General features: G+C 70.0%; 19 protein-coding genes. 8 read left to right on the forward strand and 11 right to left on the reverse strand.

Annotated elements, in window-relative coordinates; all coding sequences use genetic code 11:
- Positions 1–15 precede the first annotated feature (15 nt).
- From ACQQ2N_RS12780 to ACQQ2N_RS12795, 4 genes are all read left to right on the forward strand, one after another.
- Positions 16–2,139 carry a S9 family peptidase gene (locus tag ACQQ2N_RS12780; RefSeq protein WP_440221959.1) on the forward strand — a complete coding sequence of 708 codons (2,124 nt, stop codon included), beginning with the start codon at positions 16–18 and terminating at the stop codon, positions 2,137–2,139.
- A gap of 328 nt (positions 2,140–2,467) precedes the next feature.
- Positions 2,468–3,088, forward strand: coding sequence for an AAA family ATPase (locus ACQQ2N_RS12785; RefSeq protein WP_440221960.1), 621 nt, complete (start codon positions 2,468–2,470; stop codon positions 3,086–3,088).
- A 169-nt stretch (positions 3,089–3,257) separates the two neighbouring features.
- On the forward strand, positions 3,258–3,980 hold the full coding sequence (locus tag ACQQ2N_RS12790; protein ID WP_440221961.1) for a hypothetical protein: 723 nt from the start codon (positions 3,258–3,260) through the stop codon (positions 3,978–3,980).
- A gap of 78 nt (positions 3,981–4,058) precedes the next feature.
- The gene (locus ACQQ2N_RS12795) at positions 4,059–5,591 is read left to right on the forward strand and encodes a DUF4080 domain-containing protein (RefSeq protein ID WP_440221962.1); all 1,533 of its coding nucleotides are present in this window, start codon (positions 4,059–4,061) and stop codon (positions 5,589–5,591) included.
- A gap of 13 nt (positions 5,592–5,604) precedes the next feature.
- Here ACQQ2N_RS12795 and ACQQ2N_RS12800 read toward each other — a convergent pair whose 3' ends face one another.
- Positions 5,605–6,057, reverse strand: coding sequence for a DUF4442 domain-containing protein (locus ACQQ2N_RS12800; protein WP_440221963.1), 453 nt, complete (start codon positions 6,055–6,057; stop codon positions 5,605–5,607).
- A 185-nt stretch (positions 6,058–6,242) separates the two neighbouring features.
- Between ACQQ2N_RS12800 and ACQQ2N_RS12805 the strand changes: the two genes are divergently transcribed.
- Both ACQQ2N_RS12805 and ACQQ2N_RS12810 read left to right on the forward strand, forming a co-directional pair.
- On the forward strand, positions 6,243–7,670 hold the full coding sequence (locus tag ACQQ2N_RS12805; protein WP_440221964.1) for a M20/M25/M40 family metallo-hydrolase: 1,428 nt from the start codon (positions 6,243–6,245) through the stop codon (positions 7,668–7,670).
- Positions 7,671–7,675: 5 nt separating this feature from the next.
- Positions 7,676–8,008 carry a DMT family transporter gene (locus tag ACQQ2N_RS12810; protein WP_440221965.1) on the forward strand — a complete coding sequence of 111 codons (333 nt, stop codon included), beginning with the start codon at positions 7,676–7,678 and terminating at the stop codon, positions 8,006–8,008.
- A 175-nt stretch (positions 8,009–8,183) separates the two neighbouring features.
- Here ACQQ2N_RS12810 and ACQQ2N_RS12815 read toward each other — a convergent pair whose 3' ends face one another.
- The 8 genes from ACQQ2N_RS12815 to trxA all read right to left on the reverse strand — a co-directional run bounded on the left by ACQQ2N_RS12815 (position 8,184) and on the right by trxA (position 18,961).
- On the reverse strand, positions 8,184–9,128 hold the full coding sequence (locus tag ACQQ2N_RS12815) for a TrmH family RNA methyltransferase (RefSeq protein ID WP_440221966.1): 945 nt from the start codon (positions 9,126–9,128) through the stop codon (positions 8,184–8,186).
- A 403-nt stretch (positions 9,129–9,531) separates the two neighbouring features.
- Complete coding sequence (locus tag ACQQ2N_RS12820; protein WP_440221967.1) at positions 9,532–10,089, reverse strand: GNAT family N-acetyltransferase; 558 nt, start codon at positions 10,087–10,089, stop codon at positions 9,532–9,534.
- On the reverse strand, positions 10,086–13,208 hold the full coding sequence (locus ACQQ2N_RS12825) for an efflux RND transporter permease subunit (protein ID WP_440221968.1): 3,123 nt from the start codon (positions 13,206–13,208) through the stop codon (positions 10,086–10,088). The genes ACQQ2N_RS12820 and ACQQ2N_RS12825 overlap by 4 nt, the downstream gene beginning before the upstream one ends.
- A gap of 10 nt (positions 13,209–13,218) precedes the next feature.
- Positions 13,219–14,301, reverse strand: coding sequence for an efflux RND transporter periplasmic adaptor subunit (locus ACQQ2N_RS12830; RefSeq protein ID WP_440221969.1), 1,083 nt, complete (start codon positions 14,299–14,301; stop codon positions 13,219–13,221).
- 207 nt (positions 14,302–14,508) lie between these two features.
- On the reverse strand, positions 14,509–16,044 hold the full coding sequence (locus ACQQ2N_RS12835; RefSeq protein WP_440221970.1) for a DHA2 family efflux MFS transporter permease subunit: 1,536 nt from the start codon (positions 16,042–16,044) through the stop codon (positions 14,509–14,511).
- 86 nt (positions 16,045–16,130) lie between these two features.
- Positions 16,131–17,231 (reverse strand): HlyD family secretion protein, encoded by a 1,101-nt coding sequence (locus ACQQ2N_RS12840; RefSeq protein ID WP_440221971.1) that lies wholly within the window; start codon positions 17,229–17,231, stop codon positions 16,131–16,133.
- A complete protein-coding gene (locus tag ACQQ2N_RS12845; RefSeq protein WP_440221972.1) occupies positions 17,228–17,701 on the reverse strand; it encodes a MarR family winged helix-turn-helix transcriptional regulator in 474 nt (157 codons plus the stop codon). Before ACQQ2N_RS12845 ends, ACQQ2N_RS12840 begins: the two co-directional genes overlap by 4 nt.
- A gap of 393 nt (positions 17,702–18,094) precedes the next feature.
- Complete coding sequence (gene trxA / locus ACQQ2N_RS12850) at positions 18,095–18,961, reverse strand: thioredoxin (protein ID WP_440225758.1); 867 nt, start codon at positions 18,959–18,961, stop codon at positions 18,095–18,097.
- A gap of 157 nt (positions 18,962–19,118) precedes the next feature.
- Between trxA and ACQQ2N_RS12855 the strand changes: the two genes are divergently transcribed.
- Together ACQQ2N_RS12855 and ACQQ2N_RS12860 are read left to right on the forward strand one after the other, a co-directional pair.
- Positions 19,119–19,739: a hypothetical protein gene (locus ACQQ2N_RS12855; protein ID WP_440221973.1), complete on the forward strand. Its 621-nt coding sequence runs from the start codon at positions 19,119–19,121 to the stop codon at positions 19,737–19,739.
- A complete protein-coding gene (locus tag ACQQ2N_RS12860) occupies positions 19,736–19,966 on the forward strand; it encodes a helix-turn-helix transcriptional regulator (protein WP_440221974.1) in 231 nt (76 codons plus the stop codon). Before ACQQ2N_RS12855 ends, ACQQ2N_RS12860 begins: the two co-directional genes overlap by 4 nt.
- A gap of 26 nt (positions 19,967–19,992) precedes the next feature.
- Here ACQQ2N_RS12860 and ACQQ2N_RS12865 read toward each other — a convergent pair whose 3' ends face one another.
- Together ACQQ2N_RS12865 and ACQQ2N_RS12870 are read right to left on the reverse strand one after the other, a co-directional pair.
- Positions 19,993–20,466, reverse strand: a complete 474-nt coding sequence (locus ACQQ2N_RS12865; RefSeq protein ID WP_440221975.1) for a phasin family protein — start codon at positions 20,464–20,466, stop codon at positions 19,993–19,995.
- A 162-nt stretch (positions 20,467–20,628) separates the two neighbouring features.
- Positions 20,629–21,939 carry an amidohydrolase family protein gene (locus tag ACQQ2N_RS12870; protein WP_440221976.1) on the reverse strand — a complete coding sequence of 437 codons (1,311 nt, stop codon included), beginning with the start codon at positions 21,937–21,939 and terminating at the stop codon, positions 20,629–20,631.
- Positions 21,940–21,952: the final 13 nt, after the last annotated feature.

Here is a 21,952-nt window from a genome sequence, read left to right on the forward strand (position 1 = left end):
CCGGGGAGCGAACCCATGAAGCGATGGCTGGTGGCACTGGCCTGCGTCGGCGCGGCGAGTGCGCATGCGCAGACGGTCAGGACGATCACGCACGAAGACCTCTGGCAGATGCCGCGTGTCGGTACGCCGACGACGAGTCCCGACGGCCGCCTCGCGGTGTTCCCGGTCACCGAGCCTTCGTACAAGAAGGACGAGTCGGTCAGCGACCTGTGGATCGTGCCGACCGACGGCAGCACCGGCGCGCGCCGCATCACCGCCGACAAGGGCGGTGAGAGCGGTCCGTCGTGGAGCCCGGACAGCCGCCGGATCGCGTTCGCGGCCAAGCGCGGCGACGACAAGCAGGCACAGCTCTACGTGCTCGACCTCGCCTCGGGCGGTGAAGCCCAGCGTGTGACGAAGCTCTCCACCGGTGCCGGCGCGCCGCAGTTCTCGCCGGACGGACGCCAGCTGCTGTTCTCGAGCCGCGTGTTCCCCGACAGCCGCACCGACGCCGACAACGAGCGCCTCGCCAAGGAAGAGGAGGAGCGCAAGTACAAGGCGCGCGTCTACACGGGCTTCCCGATCCGCTACTGGGACAAGTGGCTCGACGACAAGCAGGGCCGCCTGTTCGTGCAGGCGGTCGGGCAGGGCGAGGCACGCGACCTGCTCGCGGGCAGTGCGCTCGTCAAGCTGCCCGGTTACTCGCTCGGCGAAGGTGGCTCTGTGTGGTCGCCGGACGGCCAGTCGGTCGTGTTCGTGGCCAGCCGCAACCGCGACCGTGCGGCGTGGTCGTTCACGAACGCCGACCTGTGGCAGGTGCCGCTCGCGGGCGGCGAACCGCGTCGCCTGACCGGTGCCGAATCGGCGGATGCGGGCGATTCGTACGGCAGTCCGCGCTTCAGCGCCGACGGCAAGACCTTGTTCGCGACGATCACGCCGCGCGACGGCGACCGCGTCTACAACGCGAGCCGCATCGTCGCGTTCGACTGGCCGTCGCTGCGCGAGCGCGGCCGCATCACGCTGCCCGACGACCGTGATGTCGCCGGTTTCGACGTCTCGCCGGATGGCCGCACGGTCTACCTGACCGCCGAGGACGCGGGTCAGGAGAAGCTCTACGCGGCACCCGCGAACGGCGGCCTGGCCAAGCTCGTCGCCGCGCCGAAGCACGGCGTCTACACGGGCCTGAGCATCGGCGGCACGCGCGCGCCGGTGCTCGTCGCGAGCTACGAGAGTGCGACCGAGCCGCCCGAAGTCGTGCGCCTCGACGCCGCCGGCAAGCCGCATCGCCGCCTGACCACGTTCACGACCGCGAAGGCCGCCCAGCTCGACCTCGCGCCGCTGGAGACGTTCTGGTTCGACAACGATCGCGGCCAGCGCATCCACAACATGATGCTGCGCCCGCCGGCATTCGATCCGTCGAAGAAGTACCCGCTGTTCGTGGTCATGCACGGCGGTCCGCACACGCAGTGGCGCGACCAGTGGGTGCTGCGCTGGAACTACCACCTGCTCGCCGCCCAAGGCCACGTCGTGCTGCTGACCAATTACGTCGGCTCGACCGGCTTCGGCGAAACGTTCGCGCAGGCCATCCAGGGCGATCCGCTCAAGGGTCCGGCCGACGACATCAACCAGGCTGCCGACGAGGCGATCAAGCGCTACGCGTTCATCGATGCCACGCGCCAGTGCGCAGGCGGCGCGAGCTACGGTGGCCATCTCGCCAACTGGCTGCAGGGCACGACGACGCGCTACCGCTGCCTCGTCAGCCATGCCGGCCTCGTCAACCTCGAGTCGCAGTGGGGCACGAGCGACGTGTCCTACAGCCGCGAGGTCGCCAACGGCGGTCCGGTCTGGGAGCAGGGCGCCGTGTGGCGCGAGCAGAACCCGATCCGCCTTGCCGCGAACTTCCGCACGCCCGTGCTCGTGACGTTCGGCGAGAAGGACTACCGCGTGCCGATCAACAACGGCCTCGAGTACTGGGCCGCGCTGCAGCGCCAGAAGGTCGAGAGCCGCCTCGTCGTGTTCCCCGAGGAGAACCACTGGGTGCTCAACGGCGAGAACAGCCGCTTCTTCTACAAGGAAGTGCAGGACTGGCTCGGCCGCTGGCTCGGCACGACCCCGCCTGCGGCACCTGCCGAAAAGGCCAGGGACGCGAAGGCGCCCTGATCGGCGTCGACCAGGCGATCGAATCGCCCTCCTTTCCCGCCGTCATCCCGGCGGCTTTCAACAGCCGAATGGCTGGTCAGGCCGGGATGACGCAGCAGAAGGGGGCTGCGCACCCGGGGTCAGGTTCATTTTTCCGCACCGGGGTCAGGTTCATTTTTCCGTAGTGCCGTGTCGAGGATCGGAACCCTTCCGGAAAAATGAACCTGACCCCGGGTCGTGGACCCCGGGTCGTGACCCCAGGCCGTGGTTGCGACGCCGTCGCTGGCGCGGTGGCGCCGCCTCGTGGCAAGGTGCCGTCGCCGGGCGTGGTGCCGGTGCAGGACACGCGATGACCGATGCCCACGAGCCGCTCCACGACCCCGCCATCCCCGCGCCGCGTGCGCCGGAGGCCCAGGTGCTGCCGCCGATCGTCGTCGCCGTGATGGGGTTGCCGGGAGCCGGCAAGAGCCTCGTCGCGCGCGCGATCGAGGATCAGCTCGGCCTGCGCCGCGTCTGCCGCGATGCGATCCGCGCGGCGATGTTCTCGCGCTGCGACTACAGTTTCCTCGAGAAGCGCGCGGCCTACCGCAGCCTGCAGCTCGCACTCGAGATCAACTGCATGCTGCGCGTCGGCAGCGTCATCGACGGCATGACGTTCTCGCGCCGCGACGAACTCGAGCGCATTGCCGAGATCGCCGCCGCGCACCGCATCGTCACGATCCCGCTGCTGGTCGACTGTCCCGTCGACATCGCGCGCGACCGCGTCGCGCGTGACCTGCGCATCGCGAGCCACCTCGCGCGCGACCGCACGCCGGACCTCGTCACCGAGGTGCAGGCGCGACGCGATCCTCCACCCGACGGCACGCTGCGCGTCGACGCCACGTTGCCGGCCGCGCAGATGTGCCGCGAGGCGGTCGCGACGATCACGCGTGCGACCGCCGCGGTCGCGGGATCCGCCGCGAGAGCGTGAGCGTGCTCACGCGCGTGACGAACGAGGGTTCCCATCCTTCGTCGCGTGCGGCATGCTCGGCGACGCGGCCCGACCTTTCGGGATTCCCGCCTCCGCTGCGGCTTCGCCGCTGAAACACCGCTCGCCACGCTCCGTCGTCGCGGGCCTTCCCCATTGCAGGATCTCCATGATGAAGAAGACGTTGCTCGTTGCCTCGCTGTTGCTCGCGTTCTGCGCCACCGCGCAGGCGGAAACCACGTTCAAGCGAGGCGCCGCGCGCTCCGCCGTGCCTGCCGGCACGGTCGGCCAGTCGCTGCCCGAGCGTGGCGGCACGACGATCACGCAGAACACGAGCCTCGCGGCCGTCGCCGATACGGGTGCCGCATGCGCCGACCCGGATGGTTTCACGACCGAGAACAGCTTCTATCGCCGTTTCAACCTCGCCGCCCTCGGTGCGAGCGGCGCGGCGAGCGTGACCAACGTCGACATCGCGATCGAAGCGGCCGACTCGGCGTCGGGCGGCTCGCAGCCGCTGCAGGTCCGCCTCTACACGATTCCGGCCGCGGCGCCGCTGACGCTCGCGAACCTGACGCAGATCGGCACCGCGACCGCTCAGGTGTCCGACCAGTCGCTCGCGGCGCTGTCGGTGCCGATCAGCGGCTCGATCGCCGATGCGGCCGCCACCCACCTGGTCGTCGAGATCCACACGGCCGACGGCACCGCGGCCGGCGACGTCCTCATGCCGGGCTTCAACAGTGCCGGCCAGAGCGCGCCGACCTACGCGTTCGCCGAAGACTGCGGTGACACCGAGATCACCGACCTCGCCGCAGTCGGCTTCGGCCCGTCGCACATCATCATGGCCGTGACGGGTTCGGGTCTTCCGGTCAGCCTGCAGTCGTTCGACATCGACTGATGCACGAGGGCACGGTGCGGGCCGATGCCCGTGCCGTGCCCGCGAGCGCTGGACGCACGCGCGGGCGATAATCGCCACATGCCCGACATCGTCCTCGCCACGCTCAATGCCCGCTACGCGCACGCCGCGCTCGGCCTGCGCTACCTGCGCGCCAACCTCGGCGCGTGGCGCGAGGCGAGCGCGATCCGCGAGTTCGTGATCGGCCAGAAGACCGAGGAGATCCTCGAGAAGCTGCTCGAAGGCTCGCCGCGCATCGTCGGCCTCGCGGTCTACATCTGGAACGTCGAGGAGACGACGCGGCTCGTCGCGCAGCTCAAGGTGGTCGCGCCCGAGGTGGTCGTCGTGCTCGGCGGCCCCGAGGTCAGCCACGAGACCGCCGAGCAGCGCATCTGCGCACTCGCCGATTACGTCGTCACGGGCTGGGGCGACGTGAGTTTCGCGAAACTCGTCGCCGAGCTCATGGCCGGCACGCGTCCGGAGGCGAAGATCATCGCCGGCGTGCAACCGCCGCTCGCGGCGATCGCGTCGCCGTACGCCGAGTACACCGACGAGGACGTGCGCCAGCGGCACCTCTACGTCGAGGCCTCGCGTGGTTGCCCGTTCACCTGCGAGTTCTGCCTGTCCGCGCTCGACAAGACCGCCTGGGCGTTTCCGCTCGACGCGTTCCTCGCCGACCTCGAAAGCCTGTACGCGCGCGGTGCGCGGCGCTTCAAGTTCGTCGACCGCACGTTCAACCTCAAGGTCGACACCTCGCTCGCGATCCTCGGCTTCTTCCTCGGCAAGCTCGAGGCCGCGCCCGACGATCCCGTGTTCGTGCACTTCGAGCTGATCCCGGACCATCTGCCCGAGCGCCTCAAGGAGGCGATCGCACGCTTCCCCGACGGCGCACTGCAGTTCGAGATCGGCATCCAGACCTTCGATCCTGCCGTGCAGGCGCGCGTGTCGCGGCGCCAGAAGAACGAGGTCGCGCAGGCGAATCTCGCCTGGCTGCGTGCGAACACGCGCGCGCACCTGCACGTCGACCTCATCGCGGGTCTGCCCGGAGAGGGCGTCGACAGCTTTGCCGCAGGCTTCGACAAGCTCGTCGCACTCGCGCCGCACGAGATCCAGTTCGGGATCCTCAAGCGCCTGCGTGGTGCGCCGATCGCGCGTCACACCGAGACGTTCGGGTTGCGCTTCAGCCCCGATCCGCCGTACACGATCCTCGCCAGCGACGCGATCGACTTCACGACCATGCAGCGCCTCGTGCGCTTCTCGCGCTACTGGGACATCGTCGCCAATTCCGGACGCTACACGCGCACCCTGCCCGTCCTGCTCGGCGACGCGCCGTTCGCGAACTTCCTCGCGCTGTCGGACTGGCTGCACGCGCGCACGGGCCAGGCGCACGCACTTGCACGCGAACGCCTCGTCGGCCTGCTGCACGCGTTCCTCGTCGAGGTGCGCGGGCTCGATGCGGGCGAGGCCGGCGCGGTGCTGGTCGAGGATTACCGCGCGACCGGCGGGCGCACGCGCTTCGAGTTCGAGCCGCCCGATGCGCCGCGTGCACCGTCGCCGCGCGCACGCGTGGCCGGCGCGACACCGCCGCGCCAGGCGCGCCACCTGCGTTCGTGACGCACCACGCGGATCAGGTCTCGTCGCGCTTGCGACGCACGTAGAGCTGCTTGCGCACGCGCGCGACCACCTCGCCTTCGGCGGTGACCACGTCGACCGGCAGCCAGCGCAACACCTTGGTGCCGTCCGCGGCGCCGGCACGCAGCTCGTCGAGCAGCATGTCGTCGACGCGGAACCAGGCGAACACGTCGGCGCGTCCCGGTGCGACGAACTCGATCTCGGCGGCCTTGTCCCAGACCATGTACTCGCGGCCGAGGCATTCCTTGACGAGGATCATCCAGAACGGATCGGTCATCGCGAACAGGCTGCCGCCGAAGTGCACGCCGACGTAGTTGAGGTTGTACCAGCGCCGCCGCAGTGCGACGCGCGCGCTGCGCCAGTCGTCGCCGACCTCGAGCACACGGATGCCCGTGAACAGGAACGGCGGCCACAGGTTCATGAGGCGGCGCAGGCGCTTGGGCGTCATCGTCGGGGCATCGCGGAAGGGCGGCCAGCGTAGCGTGTCGCCGCGGTGACCGGAATCCAGCAGCGCAGCGTGCTGCACGCGACCGTATCGCACGGAAGGCTGGACGGCCGGAGCATGACGATCGCCACGGCAAGCGCGGCAAGGGCTCTGGCATGATCGATGGCCTCTTCCACGGGAATCCGTCCATGCGCCTGCTGCCGCTCGCGTTCGCATTGTTCGCCACCACCGCCTTCGCCGCGGACAAGCCGACGACGATTCCCGCCACCGCACTCGAGACCGCCGTGCAGCTGCGCGAACGCGGCCTCGCCGACACGCTGGCATGGGACATCACCGAAGGCCTCACGACCGAGATCGGTCCGCGACTCGCCGGCAGCCCGGCCGATGCGGCATCGGTGGAATGGATGGTCGCGAAGTTCAAGGCGCTCGGCTTCGACAAGGTCTGGACCGAGCCCGTGACATACCCGAAGTGGGTGCGCCGCAGCGAGAGCGCCGCGCTCGTCGCGCCGTTCGCGCAGCCGCTGTACGTGACCGCGCTCGGCAACTCGGCCGGCACGCCGGCAGGCGGATTGACCGCCGAGGTCGTGCGCTTCGAGTCGCTCGAGGCGCTCGAAGCCGCCGATGCGGCGACCCTGAAGGGACGCATCGTCTACGTCGCAAACCCGCGCATGCGCGCGCTGGTCACGGGTGAGGACTACGGCAAGGGTTCGCGCGTGCGCACGCGCGGACCGTCGCTCGCCTCGCAGAAGGGTGCCGCCGCGTTCCTGCTGCGCTCGGTCGGTTCGGACAACAACCGCACGCCGCATACGGGCGTCACCACGTTCGCCGAGGGCGTGCAGGCGATCCCGGCTGCCGCGCTGTCGAATCCCGATGCCGACCTGCTCGAGGCTGCGTTCAGGCGCGGCAAGCCGGTCAGCGTGCGCCTCGCGCTCGACTGCGGCACCGAGGGCACGTACACGGGCGCGAATGTGATCGCCGAGATCACGGGCCGCGGCAAGGGCAAGGACTACGTGTTGACCGGTGGCCACCTCGATTCGTGGGATCTCGGTACCGGCGCGATCGACGATGCTTCGGGCGTCGCGATCACGACGGCGGCCGCCCACCTCGTCGGCCAGCTGCCGAATCGCCCGAAGCGCAGCATCCGTGTCGTCGCGTTCGCGAACGAGGAGGCCGGCCTGTTCGGCGGCAAGGCCTACGCCGAGACGCATCGCAAGGACATCGCGCACACGATCCTCGGTGCCGAATCCGACGCCGGCGCCGACCGCATCGTCAAGCTCACGGCGACCGTGAAGCCGTCCGCGCGCGGTGCGATCGACGCGATCGCGAAGGCGCTCGAACCGCTCGGCGTCGCCTACGACGCGGCCGCGCCGGGCAGCGGCGGCTCGGACCTCTCGGCGGTCCACGCGGTCGGCATGGCCGGTCTCTCGCTGCACCAGGACACGTCGCGCTATTTCGAATGGCACCACACGGCCAACGACACGCTCGACAAGGTCGATCCCGAGCAGCTGCGCCAGAACGTCGCCGTCTACGCGGTCGCGCTGTACCTTGCCGCGGAAGCGGAAGGCGACTTCGGCTCGAAGCCCGGCGCGTTCGCCAAAGAGCTCGGCGCGCACTGACACCGATGGGCAACGGCGCCTTCCTCGCGATCGCGATCGCCGCCGAGGTGATCGCGACCTCGGCGCTCAAGGCCAGCGAGGGCTTCACGCGCCTCGTGCCGTCGGTCGTCGTGGTCGCCGGCTACGGCGTCGCGTTCTACTTCCTTTCGCTCGCGCTGCGCACGATCCCGGTCGGCATCGCCTACGCGGTGTGGTCCGGCGTCGGCATCGTGCTCGTCGCGGCGATCGCGTGGATCGTGCACGGCCAGGCCCTCGACGCCTGGGCCATCCTCGGCATCACGCTCATCGTCGCGGGCGTGGCGGTGCTGAACCTGCTGTCGAAGGCTGGCGCGCATTGAGGCGCGTGGGTCGAAGAGGGCGGCAGCACGCGCGAGAGGGCGGTGCTTTCACAAGGCACGGCGGAATCACCTGCGGTGGTTCCGCCCTACGCGTGGCGCTGTCGTAGGGCGGAACCCGCGCAGCGGATTCCGCCATGGAGCCGTGCCGACGGTCGTCCGGGCGGCGAAGCGCGGCTCAACCGCGCGCGTGGCGGCGCCAGTGTTCGCCGAACGCGATCGCCGCGCTCGCGGCGATGTTGAGGCTCTCGACCGTGCCGCTGCCCGGGATCGTCAGGCGCAGGTCGGCCGCGGCGGCGAGGGCTTCGTCCATGCCTTCGCCTTCGGCGCCGAACACGAGCACGAGTCGGGACGGCAGCTCGGCGTGGTAGAGCGCGGTGCCGTCGCGCGGCACGGTCGCGGCGATCGTGTAATCGGCCTCGCGCAAGGCGTCGAGTGCGTCGTGGGTGGCCTCGATGCGCGCGAGCGAGACGGCTTCGGCGCCGCCTTCGGCGACGCGCGCCGCGGCGCCCGAGAGGTCGAGCGATGACGAGGCCGGCACGATCACGCCGGCGACGCCGAAATGCGCGGCGCTGCGCAGCAGCGCGCCGAGGTTGTGCGGGTTGCCGACGCCGTCGAGCCAGACCAGCAGCGACGAGGCATTCCCGGCCTGCGTCGCGAGCAGCTCCGTCAGCGCGAGCGGCGCACGGCGCACGATGTCGAAGCACACGCCTTCGTGGTGGCGTGACGCGGTGAGCTTGTCGAGGTCGCCGGCTTCGACGACGCGGTAGCCGAGGCGCTGCTGCACGCACCATGCGAGCACGGCCTTGAAGGCCGGGATGCGGCTCTCGACGAGGTAGACCTTGCGCACGTCCCGCGGACGTTTCGCGAACGCGGCGAGGCAGGCGTTGACGCCGTACAGGCGCTGCTCGTTGCCGGGACGCGGCGGGCGCGTCGGCGCGTCGGCGGACGCGTGGGTCGATTCGTCGCGTGGAGGCGCCGGGCGTTGCGCACGCGTGTCGTCCCGCGAGTAAGTGGAACGCGAAGGACGTGTGTCTTCCCGCGGAGGCGAGGAGCGCGCAGGTCGTGCGTCGTCGCGCGACGACACGGGGCGCGTCGGGCGGGCGTCATCGCGTGACGACATGGGGCGTGCCGGGCGGGCGTCATCACGCGGAGGCGTGAAGCGCTGCGGTCGTGCGCCATCGCGTGAAGGCGCGGGGCGGAACGGACGTGCGTCGTCGCGGGGCGTCACCGGGGCCGGCGTCTTCCGGCGCGGCGTGTCGGCCGGGTGGGGCCGATCCTGTGCGGCGTCGTGTGCGGCGACGGGGGCAGCCGACTCGGGACGCGTCGGACGATCTTCCTCGCGGGTACGCGCCGGCGCGGAGGTCTTCCACGGCCCATCCCTCTCCTGGCGCGGCGGCCGCGAGAACACGTCGTCGACGTCGTCCGCGGGCGCGCGTTCGCGCCGCGTGTCGTCGTTTGGGCGTGGCGACGACGGCGTCTTCCACGGCGAGGCGCCGGGCGGCTTGCCGGGGCGGGTGGGGCGGTCACTCATCATCGTCTTCCGGATCGGGCTCGACGAACGGCGGCTTGTCGCGCAGGCGGGCGTACATCGCGATGTCGTGGATCTCGTCGCGCTTGATGAGCGCGCGGCGATGCACGCCCTCGAGCACGAAGCCCGACTTCTCGAGCACGCGTGCCGAGGCCATGTTGCCGCTCAGCACGAAGGCCTGCAGGCGCTCGTAGGCGGAATGTTCGAGCAGGTGGTCGCAGAACACCGGCACGATGCGGCTCATGAGGCCGCGGCCCCACAGCGAGCGGCCGAGCCAGTAGCCGATCTGCGAGCGGATGCGGTACTCGTTGTCGCCGGGGGTCTGGCCGATGCCGCCGACGGCTTCGCCGTCGACCTCGATCGCGAACGCGAAACCCTCGCGTGCGACCGGGCCGACAACGAAGGCTTCGGCGTCGGCACGCGTGTACGGGAACGGGAACCGGTCCGACAGCGCGCGCGAGACCGCTTCGTCGTTGGCGTGGCGCGCGAGCGCTTCGGCGTCTTCGGCGCGCCAGGGGCGCAGCGTGAAGCCGTCGCCGGTGATCGTCGTCATGCATGTCCTCCCACGGCTGGGGTGCTGGCTTCGAGTTCCTCGAGCTTGCGCGCGAGGGCTTCCGGCGAACGCGTGAACGGTGCGAGCAGGGCGTAGAACGACGGCACGACGTACAGCGAAAGCAGGGTCGAGAATGCCACGCCGAAGATCACCACAACGCCGATCGTCGCACGGCTTGCGGATCCCGGGCCGCCGGCGACCACCAGCGGGATCGCGCCCGCGATCGTCGCGACCGAGGTCATGAGGATCGGGCGCAGGCGCACGGCCGAGGCTTCCGCGATCGCCTCGGCGATGCTGCGACCCTCGTCACGCAACTGGTTGGCGAACTCGACGATGAGGATGCCGTTCTTCGCGGCGAGGCCGATCAGCATGACGATGCCGATCTGGCTGAACAGGTTGAGCGTGCCGCCGGTCAGCCACAGGCCGATCAGCGCGCCGAGCACGGCCAACGGCACGGTCAGCATGATCACGAGCGGGTGGATGAAGCTCTCGAACTGCGCGGCGAGCACGAGGTAGACGATCAGCAACGCCATCGCGAACGTCAGCAGCACCGCGCCACCGGCCTTCTTGTACTCGCGCGAATCGCCCTTGTAGTCGATCTGCGCGGTGCCGGGCAGTTCCTCGGCGGCGGTCTGCTCCATCCAGGTGAGCGCCTCGCCGAGCGAGTAGCCCGGCGCGAGGCCGGCCGAGAGCGTGATCGCGCGCAGGCGGTTGAAGCGGTTGAGCTGGCCCGGTTCGGCGACTTCGCCGAGCGTGACGAGATTGGACAGCGGGATCAGCTGGCCGCTGCGCTGCGAGCGCACGTAGAGGTTGTCGAGGTCGGCCGGCGAGGCGCGGCCGTCGCGCTGCGCCTGCAGCATGACCTCGTACTCCTCGCCGTCCTGCACGTAGGTGGTGACGCGGCGCGAGCCCATCATCGTCTCGAGCGTGCGGCCGATCTCCTGTGCGGACACGCCGAGGTCCGACGCGCGTGCATGGTCGATCTCGACGCGCAGCTGCGGGCGCGTCTCCTTGTAGTCGGAATCGACCGCGAACAGCTTCGGGTTCTGCTCCATGCGCACGAGCATGCGGTCGCGCCACTCGGCGAGCTCGGTGTAGTCGGGACCGCCGAGCACGACGCGCAACGGCTGGCCGCCGCTGCGCACGAGGCCGGTGCGCACCGACGGCAGTGCACGCACGCCGGGCAGGTCGAGAAGGTCCTGGCGCAGCTGGTTGGCGACGTCGGTGGTCGACTCCTTGCGATCGCCCCAGTCCTTGAGGAACACGGTCGCCTGGGCGCTGTGCATCTCCTCGCCGGCGCCCCAGTTGCCGGGCACGCGGGTGTTGACGCGCTCGATCGGGCCCTTGTCGCCGATCAGTCCGAGCAGCTTCTGCTCGACCTCGTGGATCTGGCCGACGGTGTAGTCGAAGCCGGCGCCTTCGGGGCCGGTCACCGAGATCTGGAACACGCCGCGATCCTCGGTCGGCGCGAGTTCGGTCGGCACGACGCGCAGCAGCAGCGCACTCGCGCCGAACGCGAGCAGCATGAGCACGCCGAACACGATCGGCTTGCCGCTCGTGCGTTCGACCTGGCGGCGGTAGCGGTTCGTGAGGGCGTCGAGGCGGCGGTTCACGAAGGCGTTGAAGCCCTTGGGTTCGGTGTGCGGGCGCACGAGCTTGGAGGCCATCATCGGCGTCAGCGTCAGCGCGACGAACGCCGACAGCGCGACCGCGCCCGCGAGCGTGACCGAGAGTTCGCGGAACAGGCGGCCCGTGTTGCCCTCCATGAAACCGACCGGCAGGAACACCGCGACGAGCACGGCGGTGGTCGCGATGACCGCGAACGCGACCTGTTGGGTGCCGCGCTTGGCCGCGACGAGCGTCGGTTCGCCGAGGTCGGCGCGGCGCTGGATGTTCTCGAGTACGACGATCGCGTCGTCGACGACGAGCCCGATGCACAGCACGAGCGCGAGCAGGGTGAGCAAGTTGATCGTGTAGCCGAACGCGTACAGCGCGATGAACGCGGCGATCAGGCACACCGGTACCGTCACGGCGGGGATCAGCGCCGAGCGCAGGCTGCCGAGGAACAGCAGGATCACGATGACGACGAGCACGCTGGCCTCGATCAGCGTCGCGTAGACGCGTTCGACTGCGGCTTCGATGAACAGCGTCGTGTCGTAGGCGACGAAGATGTCGGTGCCTTCGGGCAGCGAGGCACGGATGCGCTCGATCTCCTCGCGGCCGGCGCGCGCGACGTCGAGGCTGTTCGCGGTCGAGGTCTTGACGAGGCCGAGGCCGAGATTGGGCTGGCCGTTGCTGCGCAGGTAGGAGCGGCGCTCCTCGGCGGCGCGTTCGACGCGCGCGACGTCGCCGAGGCGGATCACGTAGCCGTCGCTGCCCTTGGCGATCGCGAGGCGGGTGAAATCCTCGGGTGTCTGGTAGCTGCGCTGCACGCGCAGCGTGAAGTCGCGCGTGTCGGATTCGATGCGCCCGGCGGGCAGTTCGACGTTCTCGTTGCGCAACGCGGTCTCGACATCGGACACCGCGAGGCCGCGTGCGGCGAGCGCCTCGCGGTCGAGCCAGATGCGCATCGCATAGCGCTGGTTGCCGCCCATCTGCACGCGTGCGACGCCGTCGAGCGCGGACATGCGGTCGACCACGTAGCGCTCGGCGTAATCGGTCAGCTCGAGCGCGTCGAGCCGGTCGGAGCGCATGTTGAACCAGATGATGACGTCGGCGTCACTCTCGACCTTGGCGACCTGCGCGGGGTCGGCCTCTTCGGGCATGCGGTCCTGCACGCGGCTGACCGCGTCGCGCACGTCGTTCGCCGCGGCCTCGATGTCGCGCGACAGGTTGAACTCCATCGACACGCTGGCGCGGCCGTTCTGGCTGCGCGACTCGATGAGGTCGACGCCCTCGATGCCGGCGAGCGCATCCTCGAGGATCTGGGTCACGCGCGTCTCGACCACGGCGGCCGACGCGCCCGGGTAGTTCACGTCGACCGACACGATCGGCGGATCGATCGCGGGCAGTTCGCGCAGGGTCAGGCGCGTGAACGACATGACGCCGAGCACGATCAGCAGCAGGCTGACGACCGCGGCGAAAACCGGGCGCTTGATCGAGATGTCGGAGAGGTTCATCGGCGTGCTCCTACTCCTGCGGCGCGGCGGGCGCTGCGGCAGGCGCCTTCGGCGGGGCCTCGGCGATCCTGGCGCCTTCGCGCAGTTTCACGGTGCCGTCGATGACGATGCGGTCGCCTGCGGCGAGGCCTTCGACGACCTCGACCGATCCGCGGCGGCGTGCACCGGCCTTCACCGCGACGCGCTCGACGGTCTCGTCGGCCTTGACGCGGAACACGAACGCGTTCGCGGCGACCTGCACGATCGCGATCTCGGGTATCGCGAGCGCCTCGCGCTCGGGGCGCAGCACGTTGACGATGAGCAGCATGCCGCCGCGCAGGGCGTGGTCGGCGTTCGGGATCTCGGCGCGCACCTGCACGGCGCGCGTGACCGGGTCGACGCGTGAGTCGAGCGAAACGATCTTCCCGGCGAACTCGCGGCCCGGGAATGCCGTGCTGCGCGCGGTCATGGCCTGGTTAGGTGCGACCATCGCGAGGTAGCGCTCGGGCATCGCGAAGTCGACCTTGATCGTCGAGATGTCGTCGAGCGTCGTGATCACCGTGCCGGGCGCGACGAGTGCGCCTTGGCTGACCTGGCGCAGGCCGAGCACGCCCGCGAACGGCGCGGTGACGACGCGATCGGACAGCTGCGCGCGCAGCAGGTCGACGCGTGCCTTGCTCGAATCGTGGGTCGCCTGGGCGGTGTCGAACACCTGCCTCGAGACCGTGCCCTGGGCGACGAGGTCGCGGTTGCGGCCGAGCAGGCGCTCGGCGTCGCGGTAGGTGGCCTGCGCCTCGGCGAGCCCGGCGACCTGCTGGCCGGAGGTGAGTTCGACGAGCACGTCGCCCGCGGCGACGCTCTGGCCGTCGCTGAAGTTCACCTTGCGCACGGTCTCGGTGATCTTCGCGGTCAGGGTGACCGATTCGCGCGCCATGCTCGTGCCGACCGCCTCGATCGTGTCGACCCAGGGGGCCGGTTTCACGGTCGCGGTGGTCACGACGATCGCGGGCGTTTCACCGGCGTTCGCAGCGGGTGCGGGGGCGCGCGAGCACGCGGCGAGCACGGCTAGGGTGCTGGCGAGGACGAGGACGGAGGCTTTCGGCAGTCTCGGCATGGGCTTGCGGCTTGGAAGGAAGGGCGCGCCGCGCCTCGGGGAGACCTGCTGCGCGGGCGTGCAGCGCGCTCCCGCGTGGAAGGGAGTGCGGCCCGGCCGGGAGCCGGACGATGCCGGTGGTGGTCACCGGCCCTGCGCGTGGCACGCGATTCTAGTCGCTGGACCTGACATCCGCCTTACGACACGCGGTGTCGAGGGGCATCCCGTTCAGTGATCGACCGCGGCCATCGCCGGCGCGGCCACGCTCCCTCGACGCGGCACACGGAACAGCAACAGCAAGGGTAGCGCAGCGAGGGTCAGCCACATCATCAGCCAGAAGTCATTGAGGTAGGCGATCGCGGCGGCCTGGCGCGTCACTTCGGCGTTCAGCATGGCCAGGCCGGTCGCCGAATCCGGGCTCAGCGCGGGCGGCAGCACGGCCGGCGAGTACGGCGTGATGCGCGACGCGAGCTCGGCATGGTTGATCTGGGTGCCGCGCGCGACCAGCGTGAACACGATCGAGATGCCCACGCTCGAACCGATGTTGCGCGCGAGACTGAAGATGCCAGCCGCTTCGGTACGCGCGTATCCCGGCAGCGTCGCGTAGGCCAGCGTCGTCACGGGCACGAACACGAGGCCGAGGCCGAGGCCTTGCACGATGCCGGTCCAGACGATCGGCGCCATCGGCATGTCGGCCGTGAACTGCGCCGACAGGTACAGCGAGAACGCGATCAGCAGCAGGCCCGTGGCCATCGGCGCGCGCGGATCGACGCCGCGCGCGAGCAGGCGTCCGACCATCGTCATCGCGATCAGCGTGCCGACGCCGCGCGGCGCGAGCAGGATGCCCGTGGTCACGACCGGATAGTTCATGAGGCCCTGCAGGAACGGCGGCATCAGCGCCATCGTCGCGAACAGCAGCACGCCGACGATGAAGATGAACAGCGTGGCGATGCCGAAGTTGCGGTCGCGCAGCAGCGAGAGGTCGACGAACGGCTTGCCGCCCGTGCGCCAGTGCACCCAGTAGAGGTAGAAGCCGAGGAACGCGAGGGCGGCCTCGACCTGGGTCTCGATCGACTGGAACCAGTCGTTCTCGTTGCCGCGGTCGAGCGCGAGCTGCAGCGCGGCGATGCCGACCGCGAGGAACAGGAAGCCGCGCCAGTCGAAGCGTGTCTCGCGCGTGTCGTCGGCGGGCACGCTCGCGAGCACGCCGAGCAGCGCGACGATGCCGACCGGCACGTTGATCAGGAACACCCAGTGCCAGCTGTAGTGGTCGGTCAGCCAGCCGCCGAGCGGCGGGCCGACGATCGGGCCGACCATGACGCCCATGCCCCACAGCGCCATCGCGCCGCCGTGCTTCTCGGGCGGGAACGCGTCGAGCAGCGAGGACTGCGAGATCGGCACGAGCGCGGCGCCGAACAGGCCTTGCAGCACGCGGAACACGACCATCTCGCCGATGTTCGTGGCGATGCCGCAGAGGATCGAGGCGATCGTGAAGCCCGCGATCGAGACCACGAGCAGGTGACGGCGCCCGAAGCGCGAGGCGAGCCAACCCGTGGCCGGCGTCGCGATCGCCGCGGCGACGATGTAGGAGGTCAGGATCCACGAGGCCTGGTCCTGGGTCGCCGACAGCGAGCCCTGCATGTCGGGCAGGGCGACGTTGGCGATCGTCGAATCGATGACCTGCATGAGCGTCGCGAGCATGATCGAGACGACCAGCAGCGGCAGGTTGGGAACCTCGCGGTGCGAGGCGACGGTGGCGTTCACGGTGTCCTCCGCGCCCGCGCGTCGTGGCGCGGGCAGGATGGGAATCCCGCGCAGCGTGATGCCGCGCGGGAGGGGCGATCAGTCGTTCAGTGCGCGGCGGCGACCGTCGCGTCGGTCGTGGCGGGACGCGTCCAGCGCCCGATCGCGGAATGCTCGGCACCGGTGTCGATCTCGACGTCGGCGCTCATGCCCGCGCGCAGGATCATGCCGTCCTGCTCGGCGGCGTCGAGGCTCAGGCGCAGCGGGATGCGCTGCACGATCTTGACCCAGTTGCCGGTCGCGTTCTGCGCCGGCAGCACCGAGAACTGCGAGCCCGAGGCCGGGCTGATCGAACTCACGTGGGCCTTCCACTTGCGGCCCGGGAACGTGTCGACCTCGATCGTCGCGGCCTGGCCCACGCGCACGTTCGTGAGATCGGTCTCCTTGAAGTTGGCCTCGACCCACAGCGTCGTCGCGACCAGCGGCATCGCGGCCTGGCCGACATTGAGGTAATCGCCGGCCTGAAGGTGCGTCTTGCCGATGATGCCGTCGATCGGCGCGCGCACTTCCGAGTGGGAGAGATCCAGGCGCGCCTTGGCGAGCTGCGCGGTCGCGACCTTGTAGCCCGACAGGTTCGCGAGCGGCGTGTCGACCGCGCCGCCGAGCATGGTCTTGGTCTTGGCGAGGGCGGCGGCATTCGCGTCGCGCTTGCCGCGCGCGGTGTCGACGTCGTTGAGTGCGTCGTCGAGCGCCTTCTGCGCGACGAGGCCCTTGGCGCGCAGTTCCTTCATGCGCGCGAGCTGCGCCTCGTTGGTGCGCAGCGTCGCGTCCGACGATCGCAGGTCGGCGCCGGCAGAGCGGTACGAATCACGCGAGGCGTTGAGGTAGTCGCCGGTCGCGGCGATCTGGGCCTCCATCTGGTCGACTGCGATCTGCAGCGGTTCGGGATCGATGCGGAACAGCAGATCGCCCTGCTTGACGGCCTGGTTCTCGCGCACGGCGACCTCGACGACACGACCGCCGACCTGCGGCGCGATCGTGACGAGATCGGCCTGCACATAGGCGTTGTCGGTCGACGCGTAGCGTCCCGAGTGGAGGTAGAACCAGCCCGCGACCACCGCGACCGCGAGCGGTCCGGCGATCCACAGCAGGCGGTTGCCGCGACGCTTCGCGGCGGGGGCGGTGTCGTTCTGGGTACGGTCGTTCATGACGCGTCTCGGGGCTCGTGGTCGTGGGAATCGGGGGTGTCGAGGGCGGCGAGGTTCGCGCGGACCTGCTCGAGCACGCGCAGGAACGCGGCGAAATCGCTGGCGTCCACGCCGGCGAGGCTCTCGCCGCGCAGGCCGGTCGCGATCACTTCCATGTCGTCGGTGACGGCATCGGCCTTCGGGGTCAGGTGCAGGCGCCAGCGGCGGCGATCGGCCGGATCGGCACGACGCTCGACGAAGCCGGCCTGGACGAGGCGGTCGAGCACGCGACCGACCGCGATCGGCTCCATGTCGATGAATTCGGCGAGCTCGACCTGGCTCAGGCCTTCACGGTGGCGCAGCGCCTTGAGCGCACGCCACTGCGCGCGCGTCAGACCGAACTGCACGGCGCGGCGATCGAAGTGCTTGCGGAACAGCCGCGTCACGTCGTGCAGCTGGTACGCGAACGAGGGGAAGGGGGTCGGTTTCATGGCTGCCGGGGATATTATGTCCTAGGCAGTTATATTTCAATACTCACGGGTTCAATTTTTCGGCGCGAGGCGACGGACGCGGTGTGCGCCTCGGTGTTCGTTCAGTTTCGTGGGGGCTGCGCAGTCGCGTGTGGTGTCACCGCGCTTGCTTTCGCGCGGGAGGCGCTGGGCCCCGGCCTGCGCCGGGGCGACGTTGCGAGTCATCGCGCGCCGCTAACGGCGTCCATCGTCCACGGGACGCATCGTGCGGATCGGCTTCGCCGTGGAGCGTGGCGTGCTTTTTACCTGCGGTGGAATCCGCTACGCGGGTTCCACCCTACGCGAGCATGGACCGGGCGTCGCGTTCGTGTAGGGTGGAACCGCCGCAGGCGATTCCGCCGAAAACGTCGCGCGTCAGAACAGCAGCGACGACATGCGGCGGCGGTAGGTGCCGACGAGGTCTTCGTCCTCGATCACGCTGAATGCGGCGATGAGGCGCTTCTTCGCCTGACTGTCGTTCCAGCCGCGATCGGCCTTGAGGATCGCGAGGAACTGCTCGAGGGCTTCGTCGGTGCGTCCGTCGATGAGCGCGCGCACGCCGAGCAGGTCGCGTGCGGCGTGGTCGGCGGGATCCTGATCGAGGCGTGCCTGAAGCACCTGTGCGGTCGGGGCGTCCTTGAGCGCATCGGCGAAGGCGAGCTGGTTGCGCAGGCGGCGTGCGCGGTCGTCCTCGGCGAGGTTGGCCGGCAGCGCATCGAGTTCGGCGCGTGCACCGGCGGCGTTGCCGGCCTGCATGAACGCGACGGCGAGGTCGAGCTTGAGCTCGGGCTTGTCGGCATCGGTGGCGATCGCCTGCTGCAGGCGTGCGATGGCCTGTTCGGGCGTCTCGGCGATGGCCGGCGCTTCGGCGGGTTCGTCGTCGGCCGGCGGCAGCGCCTGCACGTGGCGGTCGAGGAACTCGCGCAGCTGGCCTTCCGGCAGCGCGCCGGCGAAGCCGTCGGCGATCTGGCCGTCGCGCACGAGTACGACGGTCGGAATGCTGCGGATGCCGAACATGCCGGCGAGCTGCTTCTCGGCGTCGACGTCGACCTTGGCCAGCTTCACGGCACCGTGGTAGCTCGCGACGACCTTCTCGAGCAGCGGCCCGAGCGTCTTGCACGGCCCGCACCATTCGGCCCAGAAGTCGACCAGGATCGGCTGTTCGAGCGAGGCCTGCAGCACGTCCTGTTCGAACGTCGCGGTGGTGGTGTCGAAGACGTGCGGCGAAGCGGTGGCGGGCAGGGCTGACACGGGCGGTTCCTGTGCGTGGGATCGGAGGCAGGTGGGCTGCACAGCCCAGCATATCAAGCGGCGCGAGGATGCCTCGAGGACAGGCTTGCAAAACCAAGAGGACAAAATGTAATGTATCAGTTACATTATGTCTGTCGAGGATGACACCGTGGCCCGCCTCAAGCCCTCCCTGTTCTGGCTCGTCGCGCCGGCGTCGCTGGCGTTGTGGCTGCTGGTCGCGATGCCGTCGCGCTGGCTCGGCATCGACACCGGCGCGACCGGTGCGGCGCTGCTGCTGACGCTCGCATGGATAGGCTTCTGGATCGCCGGACGCACGCCCGACGATCAGGACGCCGCGGCCTCGCCGGGCGAACAGCAGCGCTGGATCGCGCTCGCCTTCACGGTTGGCATCGGTGCATGGATGGTCTCGAAGGCCGAGGTGTTCATCGCCGCGCGCAGCGTCGCCGACCTGCAAGGCATCGGTCGCCCGATCGGCGTGCTCGTGGTCGGCTGGATCATCTTCGATGCACTGCTGCGCGCCCGTGCCAAGGGACGCGTGCAGCGCGACGAGCGCGACGAGGCGGTGGTGCATGCCGCCGACGGGGCCTCGCACACGACACTCGCGATCGCCGTGTTCGCGGTCGCGATCACGCTCGGGTTCACGCCACCCGACCGCCTCGGCTGGGCGAGCCCGATCGCGCTCGCGAACCTGCTCGTGTTCACGCTCGTCCTGTCGAGCGCGGCCGGCCACGTCACCGCGATCCTGCGCTACCGGCGCGATCGCGCATGAGCGGGACGCCGGTCGGCAACCACATCCGTCGCCTGCGCTTCGACGCGGGCGAATGGACCCAGGGCGATCTCGCCGAGCGCGTCGGCATCACGCGCCAGACCGTGATCGCGCTCGAGGCCGGCAAGTACGCGCCGTCGCTCGAGCTGGCCTTTCGCATTGCACGCGCGTTCGGCAAGGAGATCGGCGAGGTGTTCCACTGGAATGACGAGGCGGACGCCGGGCGCTGAACCGGCGGCGCCCCGGGACGAACGGCTCAGCGCTTGCGCGAGGCCTTCTTCGGTTCCGGATCCGCAGCCTCGGCAGGCTGGCCGCCGGCCGTCCGGAACGCCTTCACGAACTCCTCGAAGCTCGCGCCGGTGGGCAGCTTGGCCGCGCCCTGCATCGCGTCGGCGCACTGCTGCTGCCAGGCCGCGAAGGCTTCCTGCATGCCGGTCATGAAGCTCGACTGGTTGGCAACGGCGGCACCGACCGTTCCCTGTGTCTGGCTCGCCTCGGCCTGCAGGGATTTCCAGAACGCGTCGCCGGGCAGCGCCGCGAGCGAGGTCCAGTCGTTGCTCGTGAGCAGGCGCTCGGTCTGCGACAGCGTGCGCGTGAGCGCCTCGTCGGCGTGCGACAGGCCGAGTCGCGTCCAGTTGCGGCGGTTCTCCTGCAGCAGCGCGCCGAGGCGCATGACGAGTTCGAGGTTGGCCTTGTACAGGGCGAGGGGCGTCTTGGTGTCCGCGCTCATGGCGTGCTCCGTGGTCCGCGAAAGGCCGCCCGTGGTCGCGGCGGCAGGTGCGCGACATCATGCCGCAGATTCCTTGCGGCGACGTGAAGAAGCCGTGTCGACGCGCGGTGCGGTGTGGCGTGGCGCCGCGTCGGCGCGTCGACTTGGAGCGCGTCCGCGCGATCAGGGGGCCGTCGCGATGCCGCCCTGCTTGTAGACGACGCCGTTCTTCATGACGAACGCGACCTTCTCCATGACCGCGATGTCGCGAACCGGATCGCCCGCCACGGCGACGATGTCGGCATACGCGCCGGCACGCAGGTGGCCGATGTCGTCGCCCTGGTCGAGCAGTTCGGCCGCACGCACCGTTGCCGCCTGCAGGGCCACGTTCGCGGGCATGCCGGCATCGACCATGAGCACGAACTCGTGTGCGTTGCCGCCGTGCGGGTACACGGACGAATCGGTGCCGAACGCGATCTTCACGCCGGCCTTGTAGGCCTTCGCGAACGTCGCGCTGATCTGCGGGCCGATCGCGAGCGCCTTCGGGCGCACGATCTCGGGGTAGTAGCCCGGCGTCTTCGCCTTGTCGGCCACGAACGCACCCGCGCTCAGTGTGGGCACGTACCAGGTGCCGTGCTTCTTCATGAGCGCCATCGTCGCGTCGCTCATGTAGGTGCCGTGCTCGATCGAATCGACGCCGCCGAGGATCGCGCGGCGCATGCCCTCGTCGCCGTGCGCATGGGCGGCGACGCGCAGGCCGTAGTCCTTCGCGGTCGAGGTGATCGCCTGGATCTCCTCGATCGTGAACTGCGGGTTCTGGCCGTTCTTCGCGTACGACAGCACGCCGCCGGTCGAGGTGATCTTGATGAGGTCGGCGCCGTCCTTGTAGCGCTGGCGCACGGCCTTGCGCGCGTCGTCGACGCTGTTGACCACGCCTTCCTTCGGGCCCGGATCGCCGGTCAGTTCCCAGTTGCGGCCGTTGGTGGGATCGGCGTGGCCGCCCGTCGTCGCGATCGACTTGCCGGCCGTGAAGATGCGCGGCCCGGCGACGTAGCCCTGGTCGATCGCGTTGCGCAGCGCGATCGACACGTTGCCCGCGTCGCCGAGATTGCGCACGGTCGTGAAGCCCGCGAGCAGCGTGCGGCGCGCGTAGGTCGTGCCGCGCAGCGCGTAGTCGGCCGGATTGAGGCGGAAGCCTTCCTCGTAGCCGCGCGGGCTCGTTTCCGAGGTGATGTGCGTGTGCATGTCGACGAGGCCGGGCAGGCAGGTGTGGCCGGCGAGGTCGATGATGGTCGCGCCGGCCGGCGACGTGCGGCCGGCGTCGATCGCCTTGATGCGGTTGCCTTCGATCGTGATCGTGGTCGCGCCGATGAGCTTGCCGGTCGACGCGTCGAACGCGTCCGCGCACTGCAGGGCGACACGGGCCTCTTCGGCGACGGCGAGCGACGGAAGGCACAGGGCCGCGCACAGCGCGGTCACGGTGGAAAGGCGCATGATCGATGTCCCC

This window comes from Dokdonella aquatica (assembly GCF_051987395.1).
Classification (GTDB): Bacteria; Pseudomonadota; Gammaproteobacteria; order Xanthomonadales; family Rhodanobacteraceae; genus Dokdonella.